This window comes from Clostridium minihomine, from assembly GCF_900240385.1.
In the GTDB taxonomy this organism is placed as follows: Bacteria; Bacillota; Clostridia; order Oscillospirales; family Acutalibacteraceae; genus Faecalispora; species Faecalispora minihomine.
Window position 1 is genome coordinate 70,222 of record NZ_OEQH01000001.1, and the last position, 22,580, is coordinate 92,801.

At 34.7% G+C, this 22,580-nt stretch carries 25 protein-coding genes; 16 read left to right on the forward strand and 9 right to left on the reverse strand.

What is annotated here, in order from left to right; translation table 11 throughout:
* Window positions 1–65: 65 nt before the first annotated feature.
* The 5 genes from C1A02_RS00350 to C1A02_RS00370 form a co-directional block, all read right to left on the reverse strand.
* Window positions 66–1,784 (reverse strand): DUF2326 domain-containing protein, encoded by a 1,719-nt coding sequence (locus C1A02_RS00350; protein ID WP_101696227.1) that lies wholly within the window; start codon window positions 1,782–1,784, stop codon window positions 66–68.
* Window positions 1,775–2,002, reverse strand: a complete 228-nt coding sequence (locus C1A02_RS00355; RefSeq protein WP_101696228.1) for an ABC-three component system middle component 6 — start codon at window positions 2,000–2,002, stop codon at window positions 1,775–1,777. The genes C1A02_RS00350 and C1A02_RS00355 overlap by 10 nt, the downstream gene beginning before the upstream one ends.
* Window positions 1,986–2,963 carry an ABC-three component system protein gene (locus C1A02_RS00360; RefSeq protein ID WP_306437200.1) on the reverse strand — a complete coding sequence of 326 codons (978 nt, stop codon included), beginning with the start codon at window positions 2,961–2,963 and terminating at the stop codon, window positions 1,986–1,988. The genes C1A02_RS00355 and C1A02_RS00360 overlap by 17 nt, the downstream gene beginning before the upstream one ends.
* On the reverse strand, window positions 2,960–3,193 hold the full coding sequence (locus C1A02_RS00365; protein ID WP_101696230.1) for a helix-turn-helix domain-containing protein: 234 nt from the start codon (window positions 3,191–3,193) through the stop codon (window positions 2,960–2,962). Before C1A02_RS00365 ends, C1A02_RS00360 begins: the two co-directional genes overlap by 4 nt.
* 282 nt (window positions 3,194–3,475) lie before the next feature.
* Window positions 3,476–3,784 carry a hypothetical protein gene (locus C1A02_RS00370; RefSeq protein ID WP_370737775.1) on the reverse strand — a complete coding sequence of 103 codons (309 nt, stop codon included), beginning with the start codon at window positions 3,782–3,784 and terminating at the stop codon, window positions 3,476–3,478.
* Between the two features lie 155 nt (window positions 3,785–3,939).
* On the opposite strand from C1A02_RS00370, the gene C1A02_RS00375 reads away from it, so the two are divergent.
* Window positions 3,940–5,088, forward strand: coding sequence for an AAA family ATPase (locus C1A02_RS00375; protein ID WP_164997118.1), 1,149 nt, complete (start codon window positions 3,940–3,942; stop codon window positions 5,086–5,088).
* 47 nt (window positions 5,089–5,135) lie between these two features.
* On the opposite strand, the gene C1A02_RS00380 is transcribed toward C1A02_RS00375, so the two are convergent.
* A complete protein-coding gene (locus tag C1A02_RS00380; protein WP_101696233.1) occupies window positions 5,136–5,774 on the reverse strand; it encodes a hypothetical protein in 639 nt (212 codons plus the stop codon).
* Window positions 5,775–6,191: 417 nt separating this feature from the next.
* Between C1A02_RS00380 and C1A02_RS00385 the strand changes: the two genes are divergently transcribed.
* The 3 genes from C1A02_RS00385 (at window position 6,192) to C1A02_RS00395 (ending at window position 8,703) form a co-directional block, all read left to right on the forward strand.
* Window positions 6,192–6,788, forward strand: coding sequence for a hypothetical protein (locus C1A02_RS00385; protein WP_101696234.1), 597 nt, complete (start codon window positions 6,192–6,194; stop codon window positions 6,786–6,788).
* 11 nt (window positions 6,789–6,799) lie between these two features.
* Window positions 6,800–7,714, forward strand: a complete 915-nt coding sequence (locus C1A02_RS00390) for a hypothetical protein (protein WP_101696235.1) — start codon at window positions 6,800–6,802, stop codon at window positions 7,712–7,714.
* A gap of 215 nt (window positions 7,715–7,929) precedes the next feature.
* Complete coding sequence (locus tag C1A02_RS00395; protein WP_101696236.1) at window positions 7,930–8,703, forward strand: hypothetical protein; 774 nt, start codon at window positions 7,930–7,932, stop codon at window positions 8,701–8,703.
* A 233-nt stretch (window positions 8,704–8,936) separates the two neighbouring features.
* Here C1A02_RS00395 and C1A02_RS00400 read toward each other — a convergent pair whose 3' ends face one another.
* Window positions 8,937–9,530 (reverse strand): hypothetical protein, encoded by a 594-nt coding sequence (locus tag C1A02_RS00400; protein WP_101696237.1) that lies wholly within the window; start codon window positions 9,528–9,530, stop codon window positions 8,937–8,939.
* Window positions 9,531–9,551: 21 nt separating this feature from the next.
* Window positions 9,552–11,069, reverse strand: coding sequence for a hypothetical protein (locus C1A02_RS00405; RefSeq protein ID WP_101696238.1), 1,518 nt, complete (start codon window positions 11,067–11,069; stop codon window positions 9,552–9,554).
* A gap of 144 nt (window positions 11,070–11,213) precedes the next feature.
* Between C1A02_RS00405 and C1A02_RS00410 the strand changes: the two genes are divergently transcribed.
* Together C1A02_RS00410 and C1A02_RS00415 are read left to right on the forward strand one after the other, a co-directional pair.
* Window positions 11,214–11,498 (forward strand): helix-turn-helix transcriptional regulator, encoded by a 285-nt coding sequence (locus C1A02_RS00410; protein WP_101696239.1) that lies wholly within the window; start codon window positions 11,214–11,216, stop codon window positions 11,496–11,498.
* 551 nt (window positions 11,499–12,049) lie between these two features.
* Complete coding sequence (locus C1A02_RS00415) at window positions 12,050–13,696, forward strand: recombinase family protein (protein WP_101696240.1); 1,647 nt, start codon at window positions 12,050–12,052, stop codon at window positions 13,694–13,696.
* Window positions 13,697–13,959: 263 nt separating this feature from the next.
* Here C1A02_RS00415 and C1A02_RS00420 read toward each other — a convergent pair whose 3' ends face one another.
* On the reverse strand, window positions 13,960–14,913 hold the full coding sequence (locus C1A02_RS00420) for a hypothetical protein (RefSeq protein WP_101696241.1): 954 nt from the start codon (window positions 14,911–14,913) through the stop codon (window positions 13,960–13,962).
* Between the two features lie 522 nt (window positions 14,914–15,435).
* Between C1A02_RS00420 and C1A02_RS00425 the strand changes: the two genes are divergently transcribed.
* From C1A02_RS00425 to C1A02_RS00465, 10 genes are all read left to right on the forward strand, one after another.
* Window positions 15,436–15,765 carry a hypothetical protein gene (locus tag C1A02_RS00425; protein WP_101696242.1) on the forward strand — a complete coding sequence of 110 codons (330 nt, stop codon included), beginning with the start codon at window positions 15,436–15,438 and terminating at the stop codon, window positions 15,763–15,765.
* 54 nt (window positions 15,766–15,819) lie between these two features.
* Window positions 15,820–16,035: a hypothetical protein gene (locus tag C1A02_RS00430; protein ID WP_101696243.1), complete on the forward strand. Its 216-nt coding sequence runs from the start codon at window positions 15,820–15,822 to the stop codon at window positions 16,033–16,035.
* A 115-nt stretch (window positions 16,036–16,150) separates the two neighbouring features.
* The gene (locus C1A02_RS00435) at window positions 16,151–18,802 is read left to right on the forward strand and encodes an HD domain-containing protein (RefSeq protein WP_164997119.1); all 2,652 of its coding nucleotides are present in this window, start codon (window positions 16,151–16,153) and stop codon (window positions 18,800–18,802) included.
* A gap of 87 nt (window positions 18,803–18,889) precedes the next feature.
* A complete protein-coding gene (locus C1A02_RS00440) occupies window positions 18,890–19,393 on the forward strand; it encodes a hypothetical protein (protein WP_101696245.1) in 504 nt (167 codons plus the stop codon).
* Between the two features lie 273 nt (window positions 19,394–19,666).
* A complete protein-coding gene (locus C1A02_RS00445; RefSeq protein WP_101696246.1) occupies window positions 19,667–20,212 on the forward strand; it encodes an NAD-dependent epimerase/dehydratase family protein in 546 nt (181 codons plus the stop codon).
* Between the two features lie 72 nt (window positions 20,213–20,284).
* Complete coding sequence (locus tag C1A02_RS00450; protein ID WP_101696247.1) at window positions 20,285–20,791, forward strand: Rrf2 family transcriptional regulator; 507 nt, start codon at window positions 20,285–20,287, stop codon at window positions 20,789–20,791.
* 163 nt (window positions 20,792–20,954) lie between these two features.
* On the forward strand, window positions 20,955–21,155 hold the full coding sequence (locus C1A02_RS13665) for a PhzF family phenazine biosynthesis protein (RefSeq protein ID WP_243577865.1): 201 nt from the start codon (window positions 20,955–20,957) through the stop codon (window positions 21,153–21,155).
* Window positions 21,156–21,180: 25 nt separating this feature from the next.
* Entirely contained in the window at window positions 21,181–21,381 is a 201-nt protein-coding gene (locus C1A02_RS13670) for a PhzF family phenazine biosynthesis protein (RefSeq protein WP_243577866.1), read from the forward strand.
* Window positions 21,382–21,488: 107 nt separating this feature from the next.
* Entirely contained in the window at window positions 21,489–21,848 is a 360-nt protein-coding gene (locus C1A02_RS00460) for a VOC family protein (RefSeq protein ID WP_101696248.1), read from the forward strand.
* 293 nt (window positions 21,849–22,141) lie between these two features.
* The gene (locus C1A02_RS00465) at window positions 22,142–22,480 is read left to right on the forward strand and encodes an ArsR/SmtB family transcription factor (protein ID WP_129588131.1); all 339 of its coding nucleotides are present in this window, start codon (window positions 22,142–22,144) and stop codon (window positions 22,478–22,480) included.
* Window positions 22,481–22,580: the final 100 nt, after the last annotated feature.

Genomic DNA, 22,580 nt, shown 5'->3' on the forward strand with positions numbered 1-22,580 from the left:
TTCGGTTTTTGGGTATAAAAAAGGAGCTAGCTATTAAAAAGCTAACTCCTAGTTAAAAAGATTGATTATTTTTCAATTTTGAATAGTTTATTTTTTTGAGAAAGCTCAACAGCGATGTGAGCCTTATCAAGTACAGTGGTTGGTAATTTATCTTTTAAAATTGAAATTACTAGCTGTATGTTTTGGGATTGGACAAACTCAGCAACCTTTACCAACTGATTATCATGCATAAGTTCCTTCTTATCGTTCAATAAAAAATGTAAACAGGGAAGTTGTTCCTCATCAGCAAATAGGAGGTAAGCTAAGTCAAAACATAAAATTTCCCCTTGCTTTTTACCAGAACTCATATTTGCATTAAAGGCATTGAATTTATAAAATTGTTGCCCTTTTTTGTTTGTCATTTTTTTAAAGGTAAGAGCATATTTTTCTCCATACAATTCTTGTGAAATACTAGAGAATAGTTTATTGAATTTTTTTACCTGTTCTTTTAAAAGTATTTCAAAATCACCTGAAAAAAGATAACTGTCAATGCTTTCAATCTGATTGTTAAGCTCATTGATATTTTCTTCTACCTCATTCAGTTGAGATATAATACTTTCATATTCACCTTTAACTCTGTATTTCTCATTTAGTTCAAATATAATTTTCTCTAGCTCTTCAAAAGAATCACCTTTTGCAACTTTCTCAGTTAACTCCTTTTCCTCCTTCAAAAACGTTGCTAATTCTTCACGAGAAATTTTAAGTTTTTGTGAAAGATCTGGTAAATCCTGAGAAATGTATTTTACTTTTTCAACTACCATATTGTTATGATAAGCGACCAAATCTTCAAAGGTTTTTTGAATACCAGAAATGTTTGTAGTCACTTCATTATAGAGCAATTTTAACTGTTGTAAATCAATGCGAGAGATACTTTGTTCTAATTCAACTACTGATTCTTGTATTAAATTTTTACGGATCTCCAATTTACTGATTTGTGAGCTTATTTTGTTGATCTTATATTTAGTAGAGTTCAGAAGCTCTAAATCCTGTTCTAATGTTTCATTAAGATTGAATGATGATTTTTTTACATTAAGGGCATCAATTTCATCATCTACCAGTGCCAATGCTATTTCATATGTGGTTTTTGTTTGTTTCTTTTCTAAACGCTCTCTAAAAGTTTCTTCTTGATTTATTTGAGCAACAAGAGCCTGTTTTTTAGCTCCTTCATTAAAAGTACAGCCCAGAAGATATAGATATAATGTTTCATATTCTATGTCTGTTGTGAATTTATCAAGTGTTTTTAGCGTGTTATTGATGCTTTCATCTTTATATCTAATATTATGAGATATGATTTGCCTAAAAGTTGGCTTTTCCGCCTCTTTTTCAGGCATTATGCACTGTTCCAGCTCATTTTCAAACTCTTTATCTAGGACGGTTTTCCCATTTATTTTTCTAATTGCTTTCTTATGGGTTAAGAAGTTTCTTTGAATTTCCAACTGTTTTGCTTCTGGATCATCAAGGTTTTCAGTTAAAATAAGCGTAATTTTAATTTCTTCATCAACCAGAAAGTCCTTAACTACATCGTATACCTCTTTTTTGTTTTCAGTGTCTGTATAAATAATATTTGCCTTAGCACCCAAACAAAAATCAATAAGTTTCAATACAGTTGTTTTTCCAACATTATTTCCTGTTGATTTTGAATCATCAATGGGGGTGTCATCAATAATTAGGTTAAGTCCAGAACTGAATTCAATATTACGAACAACTTCTGTAGGACTTGATATTATAAGTCTTTTTATGAACATAATTCAACGTTCCCCCTTTCGTTAATTTGTGCCACCTCAATCAAATACAACCAATCAAGGCATAATATGAAAGTTGGAAATGACATATTATTAGCACCTTTTATTATTTGATATAGATTTATAATGGGTTGATTGTCTTTTTTTTTCAGCTCGTTAAGGACTAATGCACCATTATAATATATACTTAATTCTGGATGAATATTATCTGGTAACAACATAGTCATAACCCTCCGGATTCTTAAATATCTTACAACGAATAAAAGCATCAACCACTAGAATTGATACACACATCTCCAATTCCTCATATGGAATTTCTATGTAGTTTTTACTGTTTTTTATCACTTCGACTACATTGTCAATTATGGAAAAGAAAATTTCATATGGTTCTTGCGTATTTACTATCAGCTTATTATACTGTTTTCTCATCACAGACAGCACAGAAAGGCTTTTATTTGCTCCCTGTTTATCAAATTCTTTGTACTTTTCATCTAACTTGCTGTAATAAACTTTATAATCATCTATAGTAGGTTGTACAGACAATAAATTATTGAATTCAATTTTTCTCATTATTTCAAAAGGATTGATTTCTGGGGAGTCAGCTACCATAGATAAATTTTCTTTTGATAATATATTGATAATGGAAGCCAGATTTGTATCTACCTTAACCATATCTATGTTCTTGCCAAGTTCATCTCTGATAAATTCATATAACTCTCGTTGATTTTTTATTTGTAAATTGAGTACCAAATTTAGCAAAGATTTAATATCATATATATCATCATCTGATGAAAATATTGCACTATGAGGGTTCTTAAAAGTATTAGATCTCAATTTATCTGCATCGCCAGCAATTGCAATAAACTTAAAATGATAACCAGGATAGTCTTTAAAAATTTTCTTTGCCAAAGAATTTTCAATTTTCTGTTTGGTACAAGTTGATGAGACTTGAGCTATAATTTTGTTTTCCTCATCAATTAAATCTATGCCTTCTGTATTTTGTTTTATAACATTGATATTTTTTAAGTTACATTTCAGCAGTTGGCTTATAAGCTCCGCAAAAAAAGTTTCTGAATATATATTTAAGTCTAATAAATTAATTTTTCCACGAATTTTTATACGGTAAGACAATGTATTTAATTCTTGTTCTATGTAGTTAAAATAATTGCTACGGTTCATCATTGTTCCTCCCGTTCAGAAATTCTTTTATCAATAAAAAGCAAATAAGTGTCAATATTTAACGCATCAGCAATTTTCTGTACGTTATCTAAATCAATACTTCGTTTTTCACGTTCTATAGCACTGATATAAGTTCTATGCAATCCTGCTTTTTCAGCAAAAGCCTCTTGCGAGAGACCTCTTTCAGTTCTATACTTTTTTACGTTATTCGCAAAAACTTTTACTATATCCATGATTGCACGTCACCTCAAGAATAATTTTATTTCATCGAATACAATAAGTCAACATACAATAAGTCACGTTATTGCAATGATGGAGGGAGGAGCCATTCATCTGCTAGGCCGTGGATGTCCCAAACTAATCAATAATTTGCCGTATGGGTCAATATCTATCAACAAGATTTTAACACTTTAGTTGGCGGTAGCGATTGCCTTTGCGTTCAAATGTTTTTCCACTTTTCGATTTTGGGTATAAAAAATTGCCCCTTATAATAAGAAGCAATTTCATATCCATATTTAGTTTTGTATTACTTCAAAATAAGTTAGTGCATCTTTAATAGCATTTACTTGAATAGGAGTGGGGTGTTTCCTTGGTTGCTTTAGTGTTTCAACGGCATTGGGAGCATCGTACATTTGCAAACCTAATCCACGTTTTACTTCGGCAATATATGCCGTGTGGACTTTGAAGCTATATTTTTCAAGAATATATTCTTGAAGCATTTTGTATGTGGTTCGTGGTTTTGGCTTGTATACCTCTGCCTTTTGAGCTATATTATTAAGAGTGAGGCTGTTTTGAAAAGTGACTATACCATCAAGTGGTATCAATCCATCACCGTGTCCAAAGCCTACGGTAATACTAATATAACTGTCTGGAGCTTTGTGGGTTTTTGGTAATACCGTTGAATGTTGCTCACTACTATATCGAGATACGGATTTATGAGTTAACAATATAAAGTATTATGTTAATCGGAGTAAGTAGGATGAATAAACGGGATGACTTTTTGAAGAAAACGAAAGAAGAGTTAGCTAAAAGGTGTTCCTACCGTTGCAGTAATCCGAATTGTCAAAAGATTACTATTGGAGCGCATAGTAGGCCAGATAAATCACTTTGTATTGGCAGAGCTTGTCATATTTCAGCTGCAGCTGAGGGGGGAGCGCGATACAATAAACTAATGACTTCACAGCAAAGAAGGGCAATAGAAAATGGTATTTGGTTATGTGCAGATTGTTCCGACATTATAGATAAAGACGAAAAGAAATATACAGTAGAAGTGCTTAAACAATGGAAGGAACAAGCAGAAAAAGAATTAATGTATAGCGATTCTTGTTTAATTAAGGATTCTCAACATTTACTTAAAATTATTGGAATAGCTATTGGGGCTGGTGGAACAGGAAAATCTTTTGTAACCAGTGCTATCAGTGTCGCGCTTTCTAAACAATTTAATAAAAAAGTATTGTGTGTTAGTGTAACTAAATATGATCATGCACTGTTGAACTTAGGGTTTGAAAGAGAGCTTGAAAGGCTACCATTTTCTAATTCATCAATAACACATAATGATGTGAAAATTCAAACATATCATTCTCCAATATATGATAACGTTGATGTGATTTTTTATGATACGTTGAAAGATATTCATTTACAGCAACTTTTGAAATTTGGAAAGACGGACTTAAACGGTATGCTTTTGGATTTATCCAAAAGATGCGGTTATGAATATATTGTTTGTGATTGTGGCGATGGGCTGACTAATTCTATTCAAACAGAGATTTTATTAGCAAGTTCAGAAGTGATAATTCCATTAGGACAACATAGTAATTCCAATGGAGGAATGTCCTCTGTATGTTATTGGTTAAGAAATAGTAGTAGTTGTAAAAATATCTGGGTATTCTATTCGATGGGTTATTTAACAAGCAATCCTAAAGTAAATGCTCAATTTAGAAAAGAGTTTTTGCAAACTCAAGAAATCATTTGTAAAGCTGGGTTGAATCTTAAAGAAGTTAAAACAGTGATTCCTGAGAATAGATATATTTCTGATTGTATGTGGCGTAAAAAAGATATTTGGAAATTTGAAAAAGTTAAAAATGTTGTTCAGGCATATAAAGAATTAGTTAATGAATTATTTGGATAATTAACCTCAAAAGAAAGATAGCCGTCCATTTGGGCGGCTATCTTTCTTTATATAATAAACTGTGAATGCGAATCATGTTCTAAAAGAATCTCAATAAATGCTTCCTGTAAAATCTCTACATCATCTAAGTAAATATCCCCATAGTAATTATTCTCATACCCAAAGTATTCCAAACAGGAATAGAAAGTTAGATACAGCTCATTAATAGCTTTTTCGTGTACCTCAATACTTTCCTTAAACATTTGAATTTTTCGATGAACCCCACCAAGGGCACGTTCTTTTTTTCTAAGTTCAATTTGGGTTCTTTTCAAATTACCTTTATTTCGTTCTAAATTGCTTTCATAATGACTTTTTGTATTTTTAAGAACAGCAATTTCATTATTCAGAGCAAAAATCTCAGGTTCAAAATTTTTAATTCTTTGCCGATAGTCGGCTATTTTTTTGTTATGTCCATCTTCAATTCTCTTTTTGCTCGCTACAAACTTTGTAATATGCTTTGTAGCAAATCGTAATTCTCTAATAAATTGTACTTTGTTCTCTGGTGCTGGTGGAGTTCCGAAGTCTTCTATAATAAATTCTGGCTTCTTTGTGCAGAAAATTCGGCTATTTAAACAAGAATACCCTGCTTTGTATAGAAGTGCATTAGCGTAAGCCAGAGGGAAACCAAGCCGAAAGCATTTTTTCAAGACAGCGTCATTTACTTCTTTGCTGTGTTGAATGGTGTAGCCATTTAAAGTATAAAGTTGTTCTGCATACTTTAAATTTAAACTGCATTTATATTCTGTTTTATTATTATAAAATTCAAGCTACAATTCAAACATCGGCTAATGAATTCGTCGCAAAGTTCTTCAAACCCTGCCAAAACCGATTTTGCATTCAAATACGTTAACGTATTGCATCTGAAAAACTGATAATGACCCGAAAAGAACAATAGAATAAATGAAGGTAATTGCGAAGTGCCTCACTCCAAATTTCTCACATTTTTGTCAAATGCGAGAAACCGCTCATGAAAGCTGGCTGCACCACCATGTTCCCACAGTGAACATTGCTTTCGTGGCTTTTTCCGCTCGGCACTTCGTGTTCCTACTAAGGAGGCAATCTAAATGAGAAAAAAACATTATATCAAAGTAATCAATCAACGAGATGTACAAGCAATGCAGGCAATGCGGTGCTGTGGCTATATGAACCGAACCCAATTAAAGAACTTTTTAACAGACTCGAGGATAAAAGCATTTTGTCACGAAGGAGTAATAGAACGTTGCCTTTACCAAAAAGGGAAAGAACAAGTGGAATGTTACCGTTTCTCTCATGGTGGCTTTCGATGGTGTGAAAAGCACATAGATGAAATGAATAGCCGCAGTCTTTACCGTTCGGCAAGTCCTCTACATGATATTGCGATCACAAACAAGTATTTGAGCCTTTCTCCCGAGCAACGGGAAACATGGCGCACAGAGCAGGAACTGAGAAGCCAGTTCGAGCAAATGTTAGACAGGCTTCGGGAAGACGATTTTTCACGCTGGGTACAGCTGAAAGGAATGTGGGAGCAAAATCAAATAAGTGTGCCCGATGGAGCATATCAAGAAGGGGAACATACCGTGCTATTCGAGTGCGTTACAAACAACTACGGTGAAGCCGAACTGCAAGCGAAAGAAGAATATTCACTTGCAGTTAATTTAGAAATTCAATATCAAAAAATATAGGAGTTGATACTATGGTTACAAAAAAAGAGGAACAATTTGCGTTTATACAAGGTAGTAAAAAGCTGTTTTGGGTGCTGGTTTTTGGCTTGGGTGGAGTATGTTTGAAAAAACAGTTTGAAGATTTAGCGTATCGAGGGGAATCCCAAAAGTTTTTAAAGGTAGGGTTGCTGCGCAAACAAAAGTTAGGCAGGAATGTAGTCTATTTGGCAACCAAGCCCGTTTTTGAGTATTGGGGCTTAAAACACGCTTCTGCCCGTTATTCAATTCGTAAGTTGCTGAAAAGTAGTTTGTTAGCAAAGCAATATGAAGATATCTATAGAAATGACCTAAACCAAATGGTACAAGGTATTTTAAAGAGCAATGCAATGTTTTACACCCCAACCGCTCATGTGGATTTTATGGAAGATGCAATGAAGCTTTTCCAAAAGCATCATCTTGATGCGACGGCTCTACAATGGGAAACGGATCGGCTTTTACAACGTGCAAAAGATGTGGCAGATCGAAGGGTGGGGGTGTCAGGCAAAGCAAGAGTACATAAAACAATGCAAGAAGATTTGTTTACCCTTGCCGCTAAAAACATCTATGTTTCCGATGCAAGATATGATTCTACAGAGGCTGTTTTTCGCATCTATGCCATTGTTTTAGACGTGGATAACTTAACAAATCAGGAGTTAGTCAATCGAATTTCCCTTGCCTGTGAATCCCTCGAGAATATGTTTTCTGCTGTGAAGGTGATAGTTGGTATCGAAGTTCACAGTCACAGAAAATTTCCAAAAGCAATGAGGGAAAATATCATGCAGCGTGTCAAAAAAACGAGTGCTTACCGCCCCAAGAGCGAATGGCATACCTCAACGACCATTTGGCTCATCGGTCATAATTCTTCACGAAAACTATTCAGCGGAATTGCAATGGAAAATTTAATATAGAGATAATAAAATGTTTGCTCGAACACTTTTTGCGATTTTTTGAAAAAAAGCGAGCATAGAATCAAACAAGTATCACCCCAACCCCTCAAGGGGCTTAATTTAATGAGAGTAAGGAGTAGTGTGAGGTTGCTGGTTACAGCAGTCAACTACTTTGGGGTGATACAAAATAGCACCGTTAGGTGTTTGATTAAAATAAATTAAAGGACGTGTATCTTATGAAAGCAGTTGCTATGAAAATAAATAAAAGGACATTTGTTCCTCCTGAAGAAATAAGCTTATTTCAAAATTTTAATCTAACCAGAATGTTGTTTTTTCTCAATGACAGCCTACTACTCCAAAAGGAAGATGGTTTTTACTTTGCACCAGATCCAAGATATAAGCTACAAGATAATTTAGCCGTCAATGTTGAGACAAAAGAAACATACCCTTGCTTTGATTTTGTCATACAGTTTGCGATTGGGAAAAGTCTGTTTACTCCCTTTCGTACGGCAGCTTTGCTGTTTCATTACCACTATACGCATATGGAATTCAATAAAAATTGGGAGTTTGATTTTTATCAAAAGTATCAAATTCCTTTGCCAGCACTGGAAGCAGATACCCCTAAAAGCGGTACAGTAGATATGCTAAAATCCCAGCATGACCATAAGAATAATAAATACTTGATTGCTCATTTTACTAAATTGCACAAGATAGATGAGTTTGTTCTAAAGGATATGATTTTCCGTGGTTTTTTGGTTTCCGATCAACATAGAAATGCTTGCTTTTTAATTTTTGATGATTTAAAAACCAGAGAAACTGCAAAAGGTGTTTTTAAAAAATCAACTAAATTTAAAAATAATTATAACAGCTATCTTGCTGCGGAAAATAACGCTCCGTTTCTTTATACCTTTCAAAAAAGTGAAGAAAACCACCGTTTTACACATTGTCATGTGTTTCACAACGTGTTACAGATGCTCACTTTTATTACAGAGCTAAAGCAAAAAACGTAACCATTTGTAAGAGGCTCAACTCACTTGTTTATTTTGTTTCACGACTTTCAGCCAGAGGCGTTTGAAAATCTGCTGGAGAACTATCGTGTTGGACAGTTTTTGTTCCATGGGGACGCATCTATATTGGAACAAAAATATCAAGCTATCATTGACAAACCCTATGAAGATAATGACCCACTACCATTTTAATAAGAAAGTGCCACCGCTCAAAAGAACAGTGGCACTTTCTTTGTTTATTTGTTCGGGTGGCCTGTATGGATTCCTTCTCGTTCCGCTTCCTCAGAATCCCGATAGCCCCAGCCCCGAGCGTAAGCATCGGCTTGGGCAGTAGCCTTGTCCTTTTTGGCAGCTTCCTCTTGGGCTTCCATTTCTTCTCTGTGCCGTTGATCTGCTTGTGATTGGTGCATTTGATTGATTGTGTTGGTGTCAATTGAAAAGTTTTTTCCGTTGGATCGGAAAACAAATTTAAAAACAATCACAAAGAACAAAATTAAACCGCACAAAACTTGAAGTAACGTCAGGCCGACTATGTAAGCAGGGTTTTTGGCTTTCAGGTTTCGAATAATCAAAATAGCAAGCGGAACTAAAAATAGTATCAGCATGGTTCCGTTGGTCTGTGCATCGTTTCGCACTAGGCCGCCTCCGCTTTGCATCATAGTCACACCAAGAGGCAGAATGTAAAGTGTAAGCATTAAAAGTTTATTAATTCCACTTAATCCATTATAGCCAGTCTGGTTATAAACTGTCTGTGCTAATCTTTTGACTGCAACTACACTGATAATTGAAACTACTACCCCGATAATTAAAAAAATTGCGCTGTCTTCCATTTTTATTTGCTCCTTATATTTTTATTGTTTGGGTGTAAAGTATAATGAAATACTGGTTTCATCTGCTACAATGTTTACTTTTACACCGCTCCTTTTATAAGTTACTGTCCAATTCCCATCTGTTCCGCCTGGATCATCCACAAAGCCATAATCATTTGTGTCAATGTTACCACCATTTGTATAAGTATCATCTAGCCACTTCCACAGGGCTTCGCCCGTCTTTTTGTCGTTAGATAAGAAACAAAAAGCATTTAACATACTGTTATAAAAATCGTTATGTTCAGAGCGCCCCTCTTTTTTAAAGTCTCTCCAGTGGTAAATTTTTAAACCGAATTTTCCATCTTTCTGAACAAAGAATCCACTATTTGTTATAAATCCAGTCATAGAAGTTCCTCTGTATGTGATGCTGTTATTTTCGCCGACCCAGCATCCGTTCAGATTTTCGCTTAAGGCTCTTTCTTGTTGCGAAAAGGTTCTGGAAGGGTCATAAGGAGTTTTTAGTGGAGTAAGTACACCGACATTTTTCATATCATAAACATCATAACTACCGATTTCCGTAATGCCATACAAACCTTTTACATGAGGACGTTTTTCAGGTTGAACTAGTTTAATGCCTTTTCCTTGGGGTTGGGAGTTTTTTTCGCCAATAATCAATTTGAATGTTTTTGCCGATAATGAACCCATAGTGGCAGTAATAATATCGGTACTTTCACCGACCTCTCCTGAAGCTGTGATTTCCACTGCTCGAATACTGTTACCTAAAAAAGTTCCGATTTCCTCTTTAGTTTTTTTCGTACCCTTAGGATTGTGCTCATATGTGATAACCTCAGTATTGCTGCGACTGTATGTGATAACGTCAGGGTTACTAAATTCTACCCCAGGGGGCTGTGACATCCAGCTAGGTATGATTCCGTTGCGCTTATCGTATACTGTGTTAAAAAATAATTTAACAGTACTGTCTTTGGGGATTGTTAATTCTTTTGGCAAAAGACTTGTTACTCCATTGATTGAAATGTCTACACTTACACCATACATTTCATCGCCACGACCTTCTTGGTCAGATGGGTTAGGATTATTCACTATACTGAGGTAATTGTCATTTGGCGGCTCATAGCTTTCTTGTTCACGTAAGGTAGCCTGCCGTTTGGCTTCTGCCTGAGTGCTCTCTTTTATAATAATGTAATTAATGGCTGGGTGGGCAACGGAATCTTTTGATTTGACTTGTACATACATTTGGCAGATTTGTCCCATTTCGCCCACAGCTTTAATAGTAGAATAATAGCTGTTTCCCTTTTTTATATTAGAAACAACCTGAACAATCTTGGGGTCTTGGGATTCTAAGGTAAGCACATCTTTTGCGTTTTTAGGGGTCAGCTTGTAAGTGAAAGTGCTGTCTTGTACCATTCGGGTGCTCGGAACTGATTCAGCGGTGAAATATTCTTCATAACCGTTTGCCGCAGAAACTGAATTTGAGCATAGGACGGTGATAAGAACGCTGATGGATAGAACAAGTGATAAAAATCGTTTTACTTTTTTCAACAGTATCCCTCCTAATGTTTTCCAAATTACTTCTATATCCATTAATATACACTGAAAGCTATGAGCGTGTCAATTATAAACATCATTATGATAATGTAATATCTCTTTGACTATTATAAGATGTCCAAAAAGGAGATTACACATATGATTTCTGAAAGCATAAAATCGTTGCGACAAAGGAAAAATTTTACTCAAGCTGATTTGGCAAGAAACTTAAATGTAACACGAAGCAGCGTGAATGCTTGGGAAATGGGGATATCTATTCCTAGCACACAAATGATTACCGAGTTATCCTTAATGTTTGGGGTGTCCAGTGACTATTTACTTGGCATTAAACATAACTCTACAATTGATATTTCTGGATTAACTGACAAAGAGGTTGGAATACTTGTAGAGCTAATCAATACTTTTAAAGAAAATCGTAGATAATGGAATATTTTCTGTTATTCAGTAATATGATATAAAGGTAGTCCAACACTACTCTTTTAAATCTTTCTTTTTTGTATGGACAAAACAAGGGTAAGAAAGAAACGGTAAGAAATTAAATGGAATGACGAATCCCACAGCACTTTTTTGTGCTGTGGGATTTTTTGCGTTCAACAGCTATGTTGAATAATTGTACTTTTTTCTCAATATGATTCATAAAAATCATTTCAAAAAGGAGAGAGTAAAAGAAAAATTCAAGATCTTTTGAGTTGTATAAATCTGTTTAAATGGAAAGTTGATTTATATTCCGTTTTAATCCAGCAAAAAGCATGATACGTTAAAAATGTAATTACGCATCAAGTCGCGGCTTGAAATTCAATTATCACAGGAGCGTTGAGTTTCAGCATGAAAAATAATTTGGAATATCAATTGATGAATGGTCATTTAAACAAACTGTATGACTTAAAGCTGATTTCTTATGAACAGAAGGAAGAAATCAAAAACGATATGTTGACGCATGTTTCTAGTAACATGCAGAAAGGATTCAGTAGGAAATGAGAGAGAAAGTAACAATTATAGAACCTGAAGTTCTAATGACAGATAGTAATAATCAGGCAGTGAGCAAAAAACGTGTTTGCGCTTACTGCCGTGTGAGTACGGAGTTAGAAGAACAGCAAAAGAGCTTTGACGCACAGGTAAGTGATTTTCAGCAGAGGATTCAAGAAAATCCCAATTGGGAGTTTGTGGGGATTTTTGCTGACAGAGGAATAAGCGGCACACAAGCGAAAAAGCGTGTGCAATTCCAGCAGATGATTCTGGCTTGTAAAACAGGAAAAGTTGATCTCATCTTGACAAAGTCCATTTCACGCTTTGCTCGAAATGTGGTTGACTGTGTTGAGACTGTCCGAAATCTTAAAGAGGTGGGGGTAGAGGTTCATTTTGAAAAGGAGAATCTTTACACATTTGATAGTAAGGCCGAATTTCTTTTAACTATATTAGCATCTATAGCGCAGGAAGAATCGAGGAATATCTCAGAGAATAGCACTTGGGGTATCCGCAAGCGTATGAAAGACGGAGTAGCAGTTGTCAATTGCAGCCGCTTCTTGGGCTATGATAAAGATGAAAATGATAACTTGATTATTAATCCTGAAGAAGCCAAAATCGTGCAGCGCATTTTTAGTGAGTATCTGGAAGGAAAGGGCTGCGGTAAAATTGGAAAAGAACTGGAGCAAGACGGGATTAAAACAGTAACAGGGTGTAGCAGATGGGCAGAAACCACGATAAAAGGAATTTTGATGAATGAAAAATATTATGGGAAATTGCTTCTACAGAAAACTGTCACAGTACATTTTTCAACCCACAAGCGAGTGGATAATAACAACCTTGCCAGCATCTATTGTGCAGAAAATAATCATGAACCTATTGTCTCGAAAGAAATATGGGATAGGGTTCAGGCAGAGCGTGAACGGCGGTTTAAGCTGACAGGGGGTAAAAATTCGAATAAGGCAAAATATTTGCAAAGGTATCCCTTTTCAGGAAAGCTTATTTGCGGGCACTGCGGTGAGACATTAAAACGGCGGCATTGGAATACAGGCACAGCAAGTGAACGTATCGTCTGGCAATGTATTACATATATCCAGCGAAAAGCATCTTTTTGTCCAACCAAAGCGGTGGGGGAGGCCACTATAGAAGCCGCCTTTGTAGAGGTCTATAACCAAGTGATTCAAGACAAGTCCAGCTTTTTTGACGAGTTCTTTAAAATCATCAGCAGAACTTTAGAAAAGAGTGATAAGAAAAGTGATTTTTCGAGGTTGTCTAAGAAAATTAATGCTCTGGAAAAAGAATTGAAAGAGCTAATCAAAATGCGAACGCAAAAGCAAATTGATGATGCTTGTTTTAACGTAGAAGCGGACGAGCGGAAACAGAAACTACATGAGTTGATAGAAAAAAGGGATAAGTTGGCAGATAGTCAAATTTCTTTGGTGGAACAGAATTTGAAGATGGAGCGCATCAAGGCAGTGATTCATGATAATTCAAATCCCCTGACAGAATTTGATCCGCATTTGTTCCAGACGATTATAGAAAAAGTCATCATTCACAGCCCTATAGAATTTACTTTTTGTTTTCAAGGCGGTGTTCAGATCAAAGTAGATGCCGAAAAGTATCATGACGGAAGAAAGATGAAAAAAAGTAAAAAATAAAGGGGAAATTTGGTTACCTCTATTCATCCTCGTTTGTTTTGTCCTAATTTTTGGGATAAGCGGTGTGGTTGGCAAGGAAATCTGCAATAGACCTTCCTTTATTATGGTGCATGGAAATTAAACGAGTGGTAGTGGATGATAACACCTACTTGTGGTAAGAAAAAAGAGCTGCCGTACGGCAGCTCTTTTGAAAATGTTTTGTTTAAAACAGTTTATCTTTAGCTCTACAAACTAAAAAATTTAATTAACGACCTATCTGCAATTTAATTTTTTATAGAAATATCCTGTTTAAATAGTTGGGGATAACGAAGTAAAGCATTTTGTAAATAAAAAAATTTATCTTTCCTTTCTCCATATAAAGCATTGATATTAAAAATATCAATGCTAATTCCATCAATATTTCTCAGTGACCCCCAATAATGTAACATTATCTGAGATACAAGAATTTTCTCGGTAGTTGAAAAACTTATCTTGAAATAGCTCATAATGTCCTCTTCATCTAACTTAAAGGATTTTAGATTTCCTAATTTATCATATTCCCAATAGTCATCAAATTCCAAAATTAGCGAATTAAAAAGGTACTCCCATATTTCTTTCATAGCTTTTATCTTTGTGTAAGAATTATATTTCTTTTCTAATGGAATAACAATACAATCTCGAAGTATGATTGCACATAATTCTATTGAGTTATATGCATAATCTTTATCGAATGGCAACTCCTTGCTTATCTTTTTTTCATCGGCTCTAATACAGCTTGGTTTGCATTTGGATAGATAAATAGAGTTCACGATAAGATTGTTGTGAACCATTAAATTTCTGGTTTCCTTAATTTCAATTAGTTTATCAATGTCTTGTTCTATTTTATCAATTGCCAAAACTTGAGTAAATGTAGAAAGATATTTTTCTAAAGATCCATATGTTAGTTTGTTAATTGCAGATTCTAAAAATATATCTAGAATGATGTCGGTATTGTTTATAATATGTTCTTTGGAAAATGAAAATGAACTTTCTGGTATTTTTTCTGGAAATGCTTTGAAAAATTCTTTTAGTATGTCTGATAAAGCATTTTCAAAGGTAGACACACCATAAACAAACAAACTCTTTAAAACAATCTTGTTTTCATTTGTTTTCAATTGGTATAAAACATTTTCTATTTCTTGTATTGAAGTATCTGCTTTATTTTTTACAATATTCCAAAGTAAAAAATTCCTTTTCATAGCATTTTTTCCTCCATGTCCTATTGCGCATATTATACTATTCTTTAGTATAATACAGTTGTAAAAAACACATTTTGATTTGTCGTTTAATAGAATAGATTTAATTTTTTTATTATATCACGTACCTCCGAAAAATTCATCAACAGCTTTCAAATACAAAAAAAGCAGAAGTGCCACCACAAAACAATTGTTAAGATAAACGGCTTTACTGCCCTTGCTTTATGGTGGCACTCTTGCTATGCAGCAATTAAGAATCCTATTCTTATATTACAAGAAGAATTGGCAGATAAAAACTTTAAATCATTGCGTAAAAAATAATCATGAGCCTATTATTTAGAAAGAATATTGGGATAGGGTTTAGGTAGAGCGAAAGTGATGGTTGAAGCTGACATCGGGTAAGAATTCAAATAAAGCCAAATACCCACAGCGTTACCCATTTTTGGGGAAGCTTATTTGCGGATACTGTGGTGAAACGTTAAAGCGACGGCATTGAAATTCAAAAATAGCAAATGAACGTATCGTATGGCAATGTTATTACATATGTCCATCGGAAAGCGTCTTTTGCCCAACCAAAGGAGTGGAGAGGCCAGTATAGAAGGAGCCTTTGTTGACGTGTATAATCAAGTAATTCAAGACAAGTTCATCTTTTTTGATGAGTTCTTTAAAATCATCAGCAGAAGCTTAGAAAAGAGCAAAAAGAAGAGTGATTTTTCTAGGCTATCTAAGAAAATTTTTTCTTTAAAAAAAGAATTGAAAGAGTTAATCAAAATAAGAACCCAAAAGCAAATTGATGATGATTGCTTTAATGTAGAAGCCGACGAGAGCAAGCAAAAACTACGTGAGTTAATTTAAGAAACAGATAAACTGGCTGACAGTCAAATTTCCTTAGCGGAACAGAATTTGAAGATGGAGTGCATTAAGGCAGCCATTCACAATAATGCAAATCCTCTGACAAGGTTTGATGCACATTTGTTTCAGACAGTTATCAAAAAAGTGGTTATTCACAGCCCGATAGAATTTTCTTTTTGTTTTCAGGGAGGAATTCAGATTAAAATTAATGCTGAAAATATCATGATGGAAGAAGGTATAAAAGCAGTAAACAATAACTACAAAATTTGGTGACTTATTAATTTTTATGGGATATAATGTAAATAGATAATTGGATATAAAAACAGGGTTATTCCACAGGAGTATGAAATGGCCCGAAACTATTATAGAATTTATTTGGAGGAGTAAAATGAATAGATATGAACAAACAACAATTTGGCAAAAAACTCTTGCAAAGCAACTTGAACCAGATAGTTTTGAGAAAGAAAGAGATATATTAAGGGTGGCGTATGAGGGCTTTAGAGAAAACGCCAAGCTACTTGCAGGAGAAATTTCAAATATTTTACCAGAATATACAGTTCACGATATAACTCATATTGATGCTTTATGGGAGACAGCTGAATTAGTTGCAAAAGATAGTTTCGAATTAACTCCCACAGAAGTATTTGTTCTAGGAGGAGCTTTTCTTATTCATGATTTGGGAATGGGATTAGCCTCTTTTCCAAATGGAGTAGATGAGCTAAAGTTGGAATCTATCTGGCAAGATACTATGTCTTCCATTGTAAATAATGGAACAAAAGAATTAACTTGTAGAGACAATATTTATGCTGATGCTGAAAAAATAGCTACGGAATATACTTTAAGATTGTTACATGCAAAGCAAGCAGAAAAGTTAGCGCTTATTTCTTGGACAGATAAAGAAAATAATCAAATTTATTTGATGGATAATTATGAATTAAGAGAAGCATATGGAAGGATTATAGGATTAATTGCTTATAGTCATTGGTGGAAAGTCGATGAATTAGAAGATAAGTTTAATAGTATTCTAGGTGCTCCAGGAATGTTTCCTCCAATTTGGACAATTGATCCTCTAAAATTAGCATGTGTGCTCAGGATAGCTGATGCAGTTCAAATTGATGATCGAAGGGCACCCAATTTATTAAGAACTGTTAGAGATTTATCTGATGTTTCAGATAGTCATTGGAATTTCCAACGAAAATTGTATCAGCCTAGATTAGAGCGTAACAAATTGGTATTTACTTCTAAAACCCCATTTACTATAAATGAAGTTGAAAGTTGGTGGGTTTGTCATGATACATTAAAAATGATTGATGAAGAACTTAATCTGGTAGATTCGTTATTAATTGATACCAATAGAAAGAGATTAAATGCAAGTGGCATTTCAGCGATTGAGGATCCTAAAAGATTATCAAAGTTGATTTCTGTTCAGGGGTGGCAACCTATTAACATAAATGTTAAAGTTTCTAATGTTGCCAAATTAGTTGGATGTATTGGTGGATCTCAGTTATATGGTGAAAATCTTATGGTCCCACTAAGAGAGCTAATCCAAAATGCAGCTGATGCAATTAGGGCAAGAAGAGTTCTTGAAAATGAGAATGGCGATTTTGGTAGTATTATTGTTAGGATTGGTGAAGATGCAGATGGTACATTCATAGAAGTTGAAGATAATGGAGTTGGTATGTCTCAAAAAGTTTTAACTGGTCCCTTCTTAGATTTTGGGAATTCATTATGGGGAACTCCATTAATGCATGAAGAACTTCCTAGCCTCGAGTCCAAAGGGTTTTCTTCAACAGGAAGATATGGAATAGGCTTTTTTTCAGTATTTATGTGGGGAAAGAAGGTTAGTATCACAACAAGGCGTTATGAAAAGGGAAGGGACGCTACTTTGGTCTTGGAATTTAATAATGGCGTTTCTTCACGTCCAATATTAAGAAAAGCTAATTCTCTAGAGTTTATTAAAGAAGGCGGAACCAAAGTTAGAGTATGGCTAAGCAATGAAAGTATTTTAGAAAAAATTCTGGTTATGAATAGCCATCGAAAAAGCCAAAAGACATTCGCAGAACTTATTGAAACTCTTTGTCCGAGTATGGATTGTAATATTGTTATAGAAGAAAATAATAATAGACAAACGGTTATACGTGCAAATGACTGGAAAACAATTTCATCTATTGAGTTGTTGAAGCGGGTATTAGGCAGATCTGAATTTAATGATTTAGAACCAAAATTGCAAAGTATTTTATATGAGTTTTCAAAGAATATGTCTGTAATAATAGAGAACGATGAAGTGGTTGCACGAGCTTTAATTATTAAAGAAACACCAACAATATATGCAAAATCAAATAGTATCTTTAAGGGGATAGTTACAGTAGGAGGCGTTCGAACTTCAGAACTATGGGGTATTGTAGGTATTTTTATTGGTGATAGTGAAAGAGCATCTAGAGATATAGGAATTCCTCTAGTTGCGGAAAAATCATTACAAAATTGGGCCTCTAACCAAGCAGAATTAATTTCAAAGTTGGCATTAGATTTAGATATGGAGGAGGAGTGTGCTTCAATTGTTAGGAGGTGTGGAGGAAATACAAAAAAACTAAAAGTTGCATATCATAACGGTAATGCTATAAATTATAATGAAATAAAAGAAATTATGAAAGAGTTAAAGAGTGATACATACGTAATTTTTAGTGATTCTAAAGTGCATATTTATGAAAGAGATAACAAATGTAAAATAAAGTATATTGAAAATACATTTTGGGCTGATTGTGGAATACCAGCTATTTTACAGTGCCGAGATATAGAAAGCTATATATTTTGGCCCGAAAGCATAAAAATTCGGGAATGGTTTCATTCGGCAACCCTACAAGGTCTTATAATAGAAGCACTATCTGAAATCTGGAATACTAGCGTAAATGAAATAATTGAGAGTTCTAATATTTCTTCGGATGATGAAAGTTTTAAAGGAACAGTGGGATATGTTGAAGGAGAGTCGGTTATTTTCGATCATATCGATATAATAAAAATGCCTAAGGGAGATTCTTTATAGTAGTTAGAAATCCCCTAGGCATGTGGAGACGTGCGTACTTTTGGAGAATACATTGAAATAAATATAATGATTTTAGGAGGACAAGCATTGGAAGGTTTTGAAATTATAAGCGTTTATGCTGGGTGGTTTGAATTTAAATTTAGAAACCATGGAAATGAGATTCTCTTATCGTGTTCAAATATTTTCCGATATGATATTTCGTTGAGCCTTCTAAAAACAATTAATGAAATGTTCCATCAAGAGACCTGTATAAAATTAATCTGTTGTATGGATGAAATGTCTGCCTATATTTTAAAATTTTCAAAACATTCTCATGAAATACAAATAATAGTTGGAGAAGCATATAAAAACTCGAACAAGATTTCTAGCAACCCTGAAGCATTAGAAAACGAAAGCGTAAAAAAGGTAATGTTTGAGGGGAGTTATGTTTTTAAAGAGTTTGCTAATTCAATTTTTAAAGCGTTTGAATTATATAGCAGTGGGAAAAATTTGAATATTTATCAGAGGCAATGGATGCCATTCCCCCAGGAGGATTTTGTAAAGTTGAGAAATAAAATGTTATATAGGTATCCGAATACTGTAATATGGTAGATATTAATTCACGAAGTATGTTGAATCTGTAATCCTGTTGCAAAAGAAAAATAGTTCAATCATAGAAGAACAGTAAAAAAATCCATGAAGATTGAGGACTTGGGGGCGAAAAGCTTTCACGTCCTTTTTTATTTGGGGAAAACTATTTAACCTAACTTAAAAATAATATTGAAAAAATATTTAAGTTTGTAAGTATTGACATTACAAAAAAGAAGAACTATAATATGTTTGTAATAATTAATGTTACAAACATATTATAAGGAGGAATTTAAAATGACAACAATTGTTTTAGTTGGAGGCAACGGTTATATCGGCCGAGAGGTTACAAGGCAGTGGTTGAAAAGAGACCCAGAGGCACAAATCTATGTAATAAGCAGAAGTGACCGACAGGCAATTAAGGATGAACGTATTCATCACATACAGGTGGATGTTAATGATGCTACAGCATTTGACATTGCTCTGCCAGAAAAAATCGATTACATCGTTAACCTTACCTATGGCAGTATGGACGCAATAAAATCAATTCGTGATTTTGCTGAAAATCATGGTGCACAAGCGATCGGAAATATCGGTGTTTGTGATATGAAAGCACCAGAGTTTGCTGATTTTGTGAATATGAAGAGAAATGAGCTGAACAATTTGCAAGCGGGTACTGTTCGGGTTGAGAATGTTGACATAACAGTTGCTTATGGTGTGGATCGAGACGACGATATCGCAAAGATGATTCAAGCTGGGCACTTTGACAGTGCGTCGCCTATACGCGTTGAAATTGTAGCTTGTCAGCTTATTGATCAACTTACAAAAAGCTGGCTCGCATAATGTAGTTATCCCCGCGCTTTTTCTTGCATTTTGTAATATGTATTGTTACAATAACACAGGGAGGTGAGAATTATGCGAGTAAGCACGCAGTTTCCGATTGCGGTTCATGCACTTCTTATGATCGCATATTTCCCAGATATTCGTGTTACCAGTGAAATGGTTGCAGAAAGCGTGGGAAATAATCCTGTCATTATAAGAAATATATACGGAAAACTAAAGAAAGCGGATATTTTATATATTCAGCGTGGTACGGGCGATACCAAGCTAAAAAAGCCCGCAAATGAAATTACTTTATGGGATGTTTATAAAGCTGTGGAAACGGATGATGTAAGCGAGGTATTCAAATTTCCCGATACCTTATCAGGCGTATGCCCCATAGGGAGCTCGATTCGTGAATTACTGCTGATACATCTCCAAGATGCTGTTACGGCGTTGAAAAATTCACTTTCTGCAACAACGATAGAAGAACTTCATGTTGAAATTTGCATGCATATCAATCAAAAAATAGATTTTCCGTCTATTGTTGCCTGGTACAAAGAACATGGCTTTGAAAATCAAGTTAAAACAGAAGGAAGATAGAACATGTCTTCCATCGCAAACTGCTAAGACTAAAATCCTCAGTATATGGAGGGCTTTTAGCCTTAGCAGTTTTTATTTTACTAAATAATATATCGATAAAGAGGGATTGTCATGTTATAATTAGCGCAGCTATTAAAAAAACAAGTGTTGAGCGTCGGAATGATTGAAAATAAACGTATACACATTAAATTCTTTTGCGAAAACAAAAGAAGGTGGAAACCCAGCAGGCATTGTTATGAACGCAGGTTCATTATTTGAGGAAGAAATGAGAAAAATTGCTGTTGTTCTTGGATTCAGTGAAACTGCTTTTGTATCACAAGCAGATGCGGCGGATTTTAAGTATAGTTCCTGTAAGAAGTATTGAGATTTTAGATGCGATCAGACCGGATATGAAAAAAGTAAAAGAAATTAGCCAGCAGTACAATACTGTTGGATACCATATTTTTTCTTTGAAATCCTTACATGGCGATAACGCTTATTGTAGAAACTTTGCTCCTTTATATGGTATTCCCGAGGAATCTGCCACAGGAACATCAAGCGCTGCACTTGCTTGTTATTTGTACCACTATGGAAAAATCAACGAGGAGTAAGCTTCACACATTATTTTTGAACAAGGCTATTCTATGAAAAGGTCAGCTGAAGCCCGAGTGTCTTTAGCTATAAAGGAAAATTAAAAAATAAAAAAGGAGATAGGATGATGATTTTTAAACAACTGACTTTAATCGTCAAAGACCTTGAAAAATCCATTGAATTTTATGAGACAATTACGGAACTGAAAATTTCCCGGCGTTATAAAGATGGATCCGCAGAAATAGCATTTATGACAAACGGGAATGGAGAAACAGAAATTGAATTGGTTTGTACGCCCCAGATGCAGAAATTTGAGGGCAAAGGTTTTTTCCTTTGCTTTATAACCGATAAGTTGGATCAAATGCATGAATTGGTACAAGCAAAGGGGTTACATCCATCTGACATTCGAAGCCCCGATGTTAAAAGCAGATATTTTTATGTGTATGATCCCGATGGCGTGTCGATACAATTGAAACAACCAATGTAAGCTGGTTTTAGAGTGTTAGTTTGCAAGTTCAGTTGAAAATACAATTGCTGTACTTGTTGTTCGGGAATTTTTTAGGGACGACCATAAGATAAGATTACAGGAACAGCCCACAAGGCCTGATGCTTCATCAAGCCTTGTGGGCTGTTTTTAATATTATAAAATTTAAAAAATTTGCCAGCAAAAACTCGTCTCGTCTTGCTTTCTCAATGTTGTATTTGTTTTTTTGCAAGGGTATGATAACTATAATGGTTTATTCGTGCGAACCAAAGAACCAATCAGATGAGGTGTGGAATGTGGATAAAACAGAACAAATTAAAATGATACAAGAAGATTTCAAGAGTGCGCAATCGATTTTGACGGCTATCGGGGATCCAACCCGCCAAGTTATCCTTTTGGTTTTAATGGAATGTGATTGCAAAAGCGGAATGCGTGTTGGCGAAATTACTGTAAAAACACATCTTTCACGTCCTGCTGTTTCACATCAATTAAAACTATTGAAGAATGCAGGGATTGTAAAGATGAGAGAAGAGGGGGCTAAAAACTATTACTATATCAATGTTTCCGAAAAACTAAATTTATTAAAAAAATTAGTTTTGGATATCGAAGATTTGATGGAGGAATTTTATCAGTGAAATTTCCACAGACATATCATCTGTACGGAAATAAAAAGTTGGCTTATGTGGTTGCTGGGCTGTTTTCACTGTCCGAATGAAGCTGTGCAAAAAAGTGAAA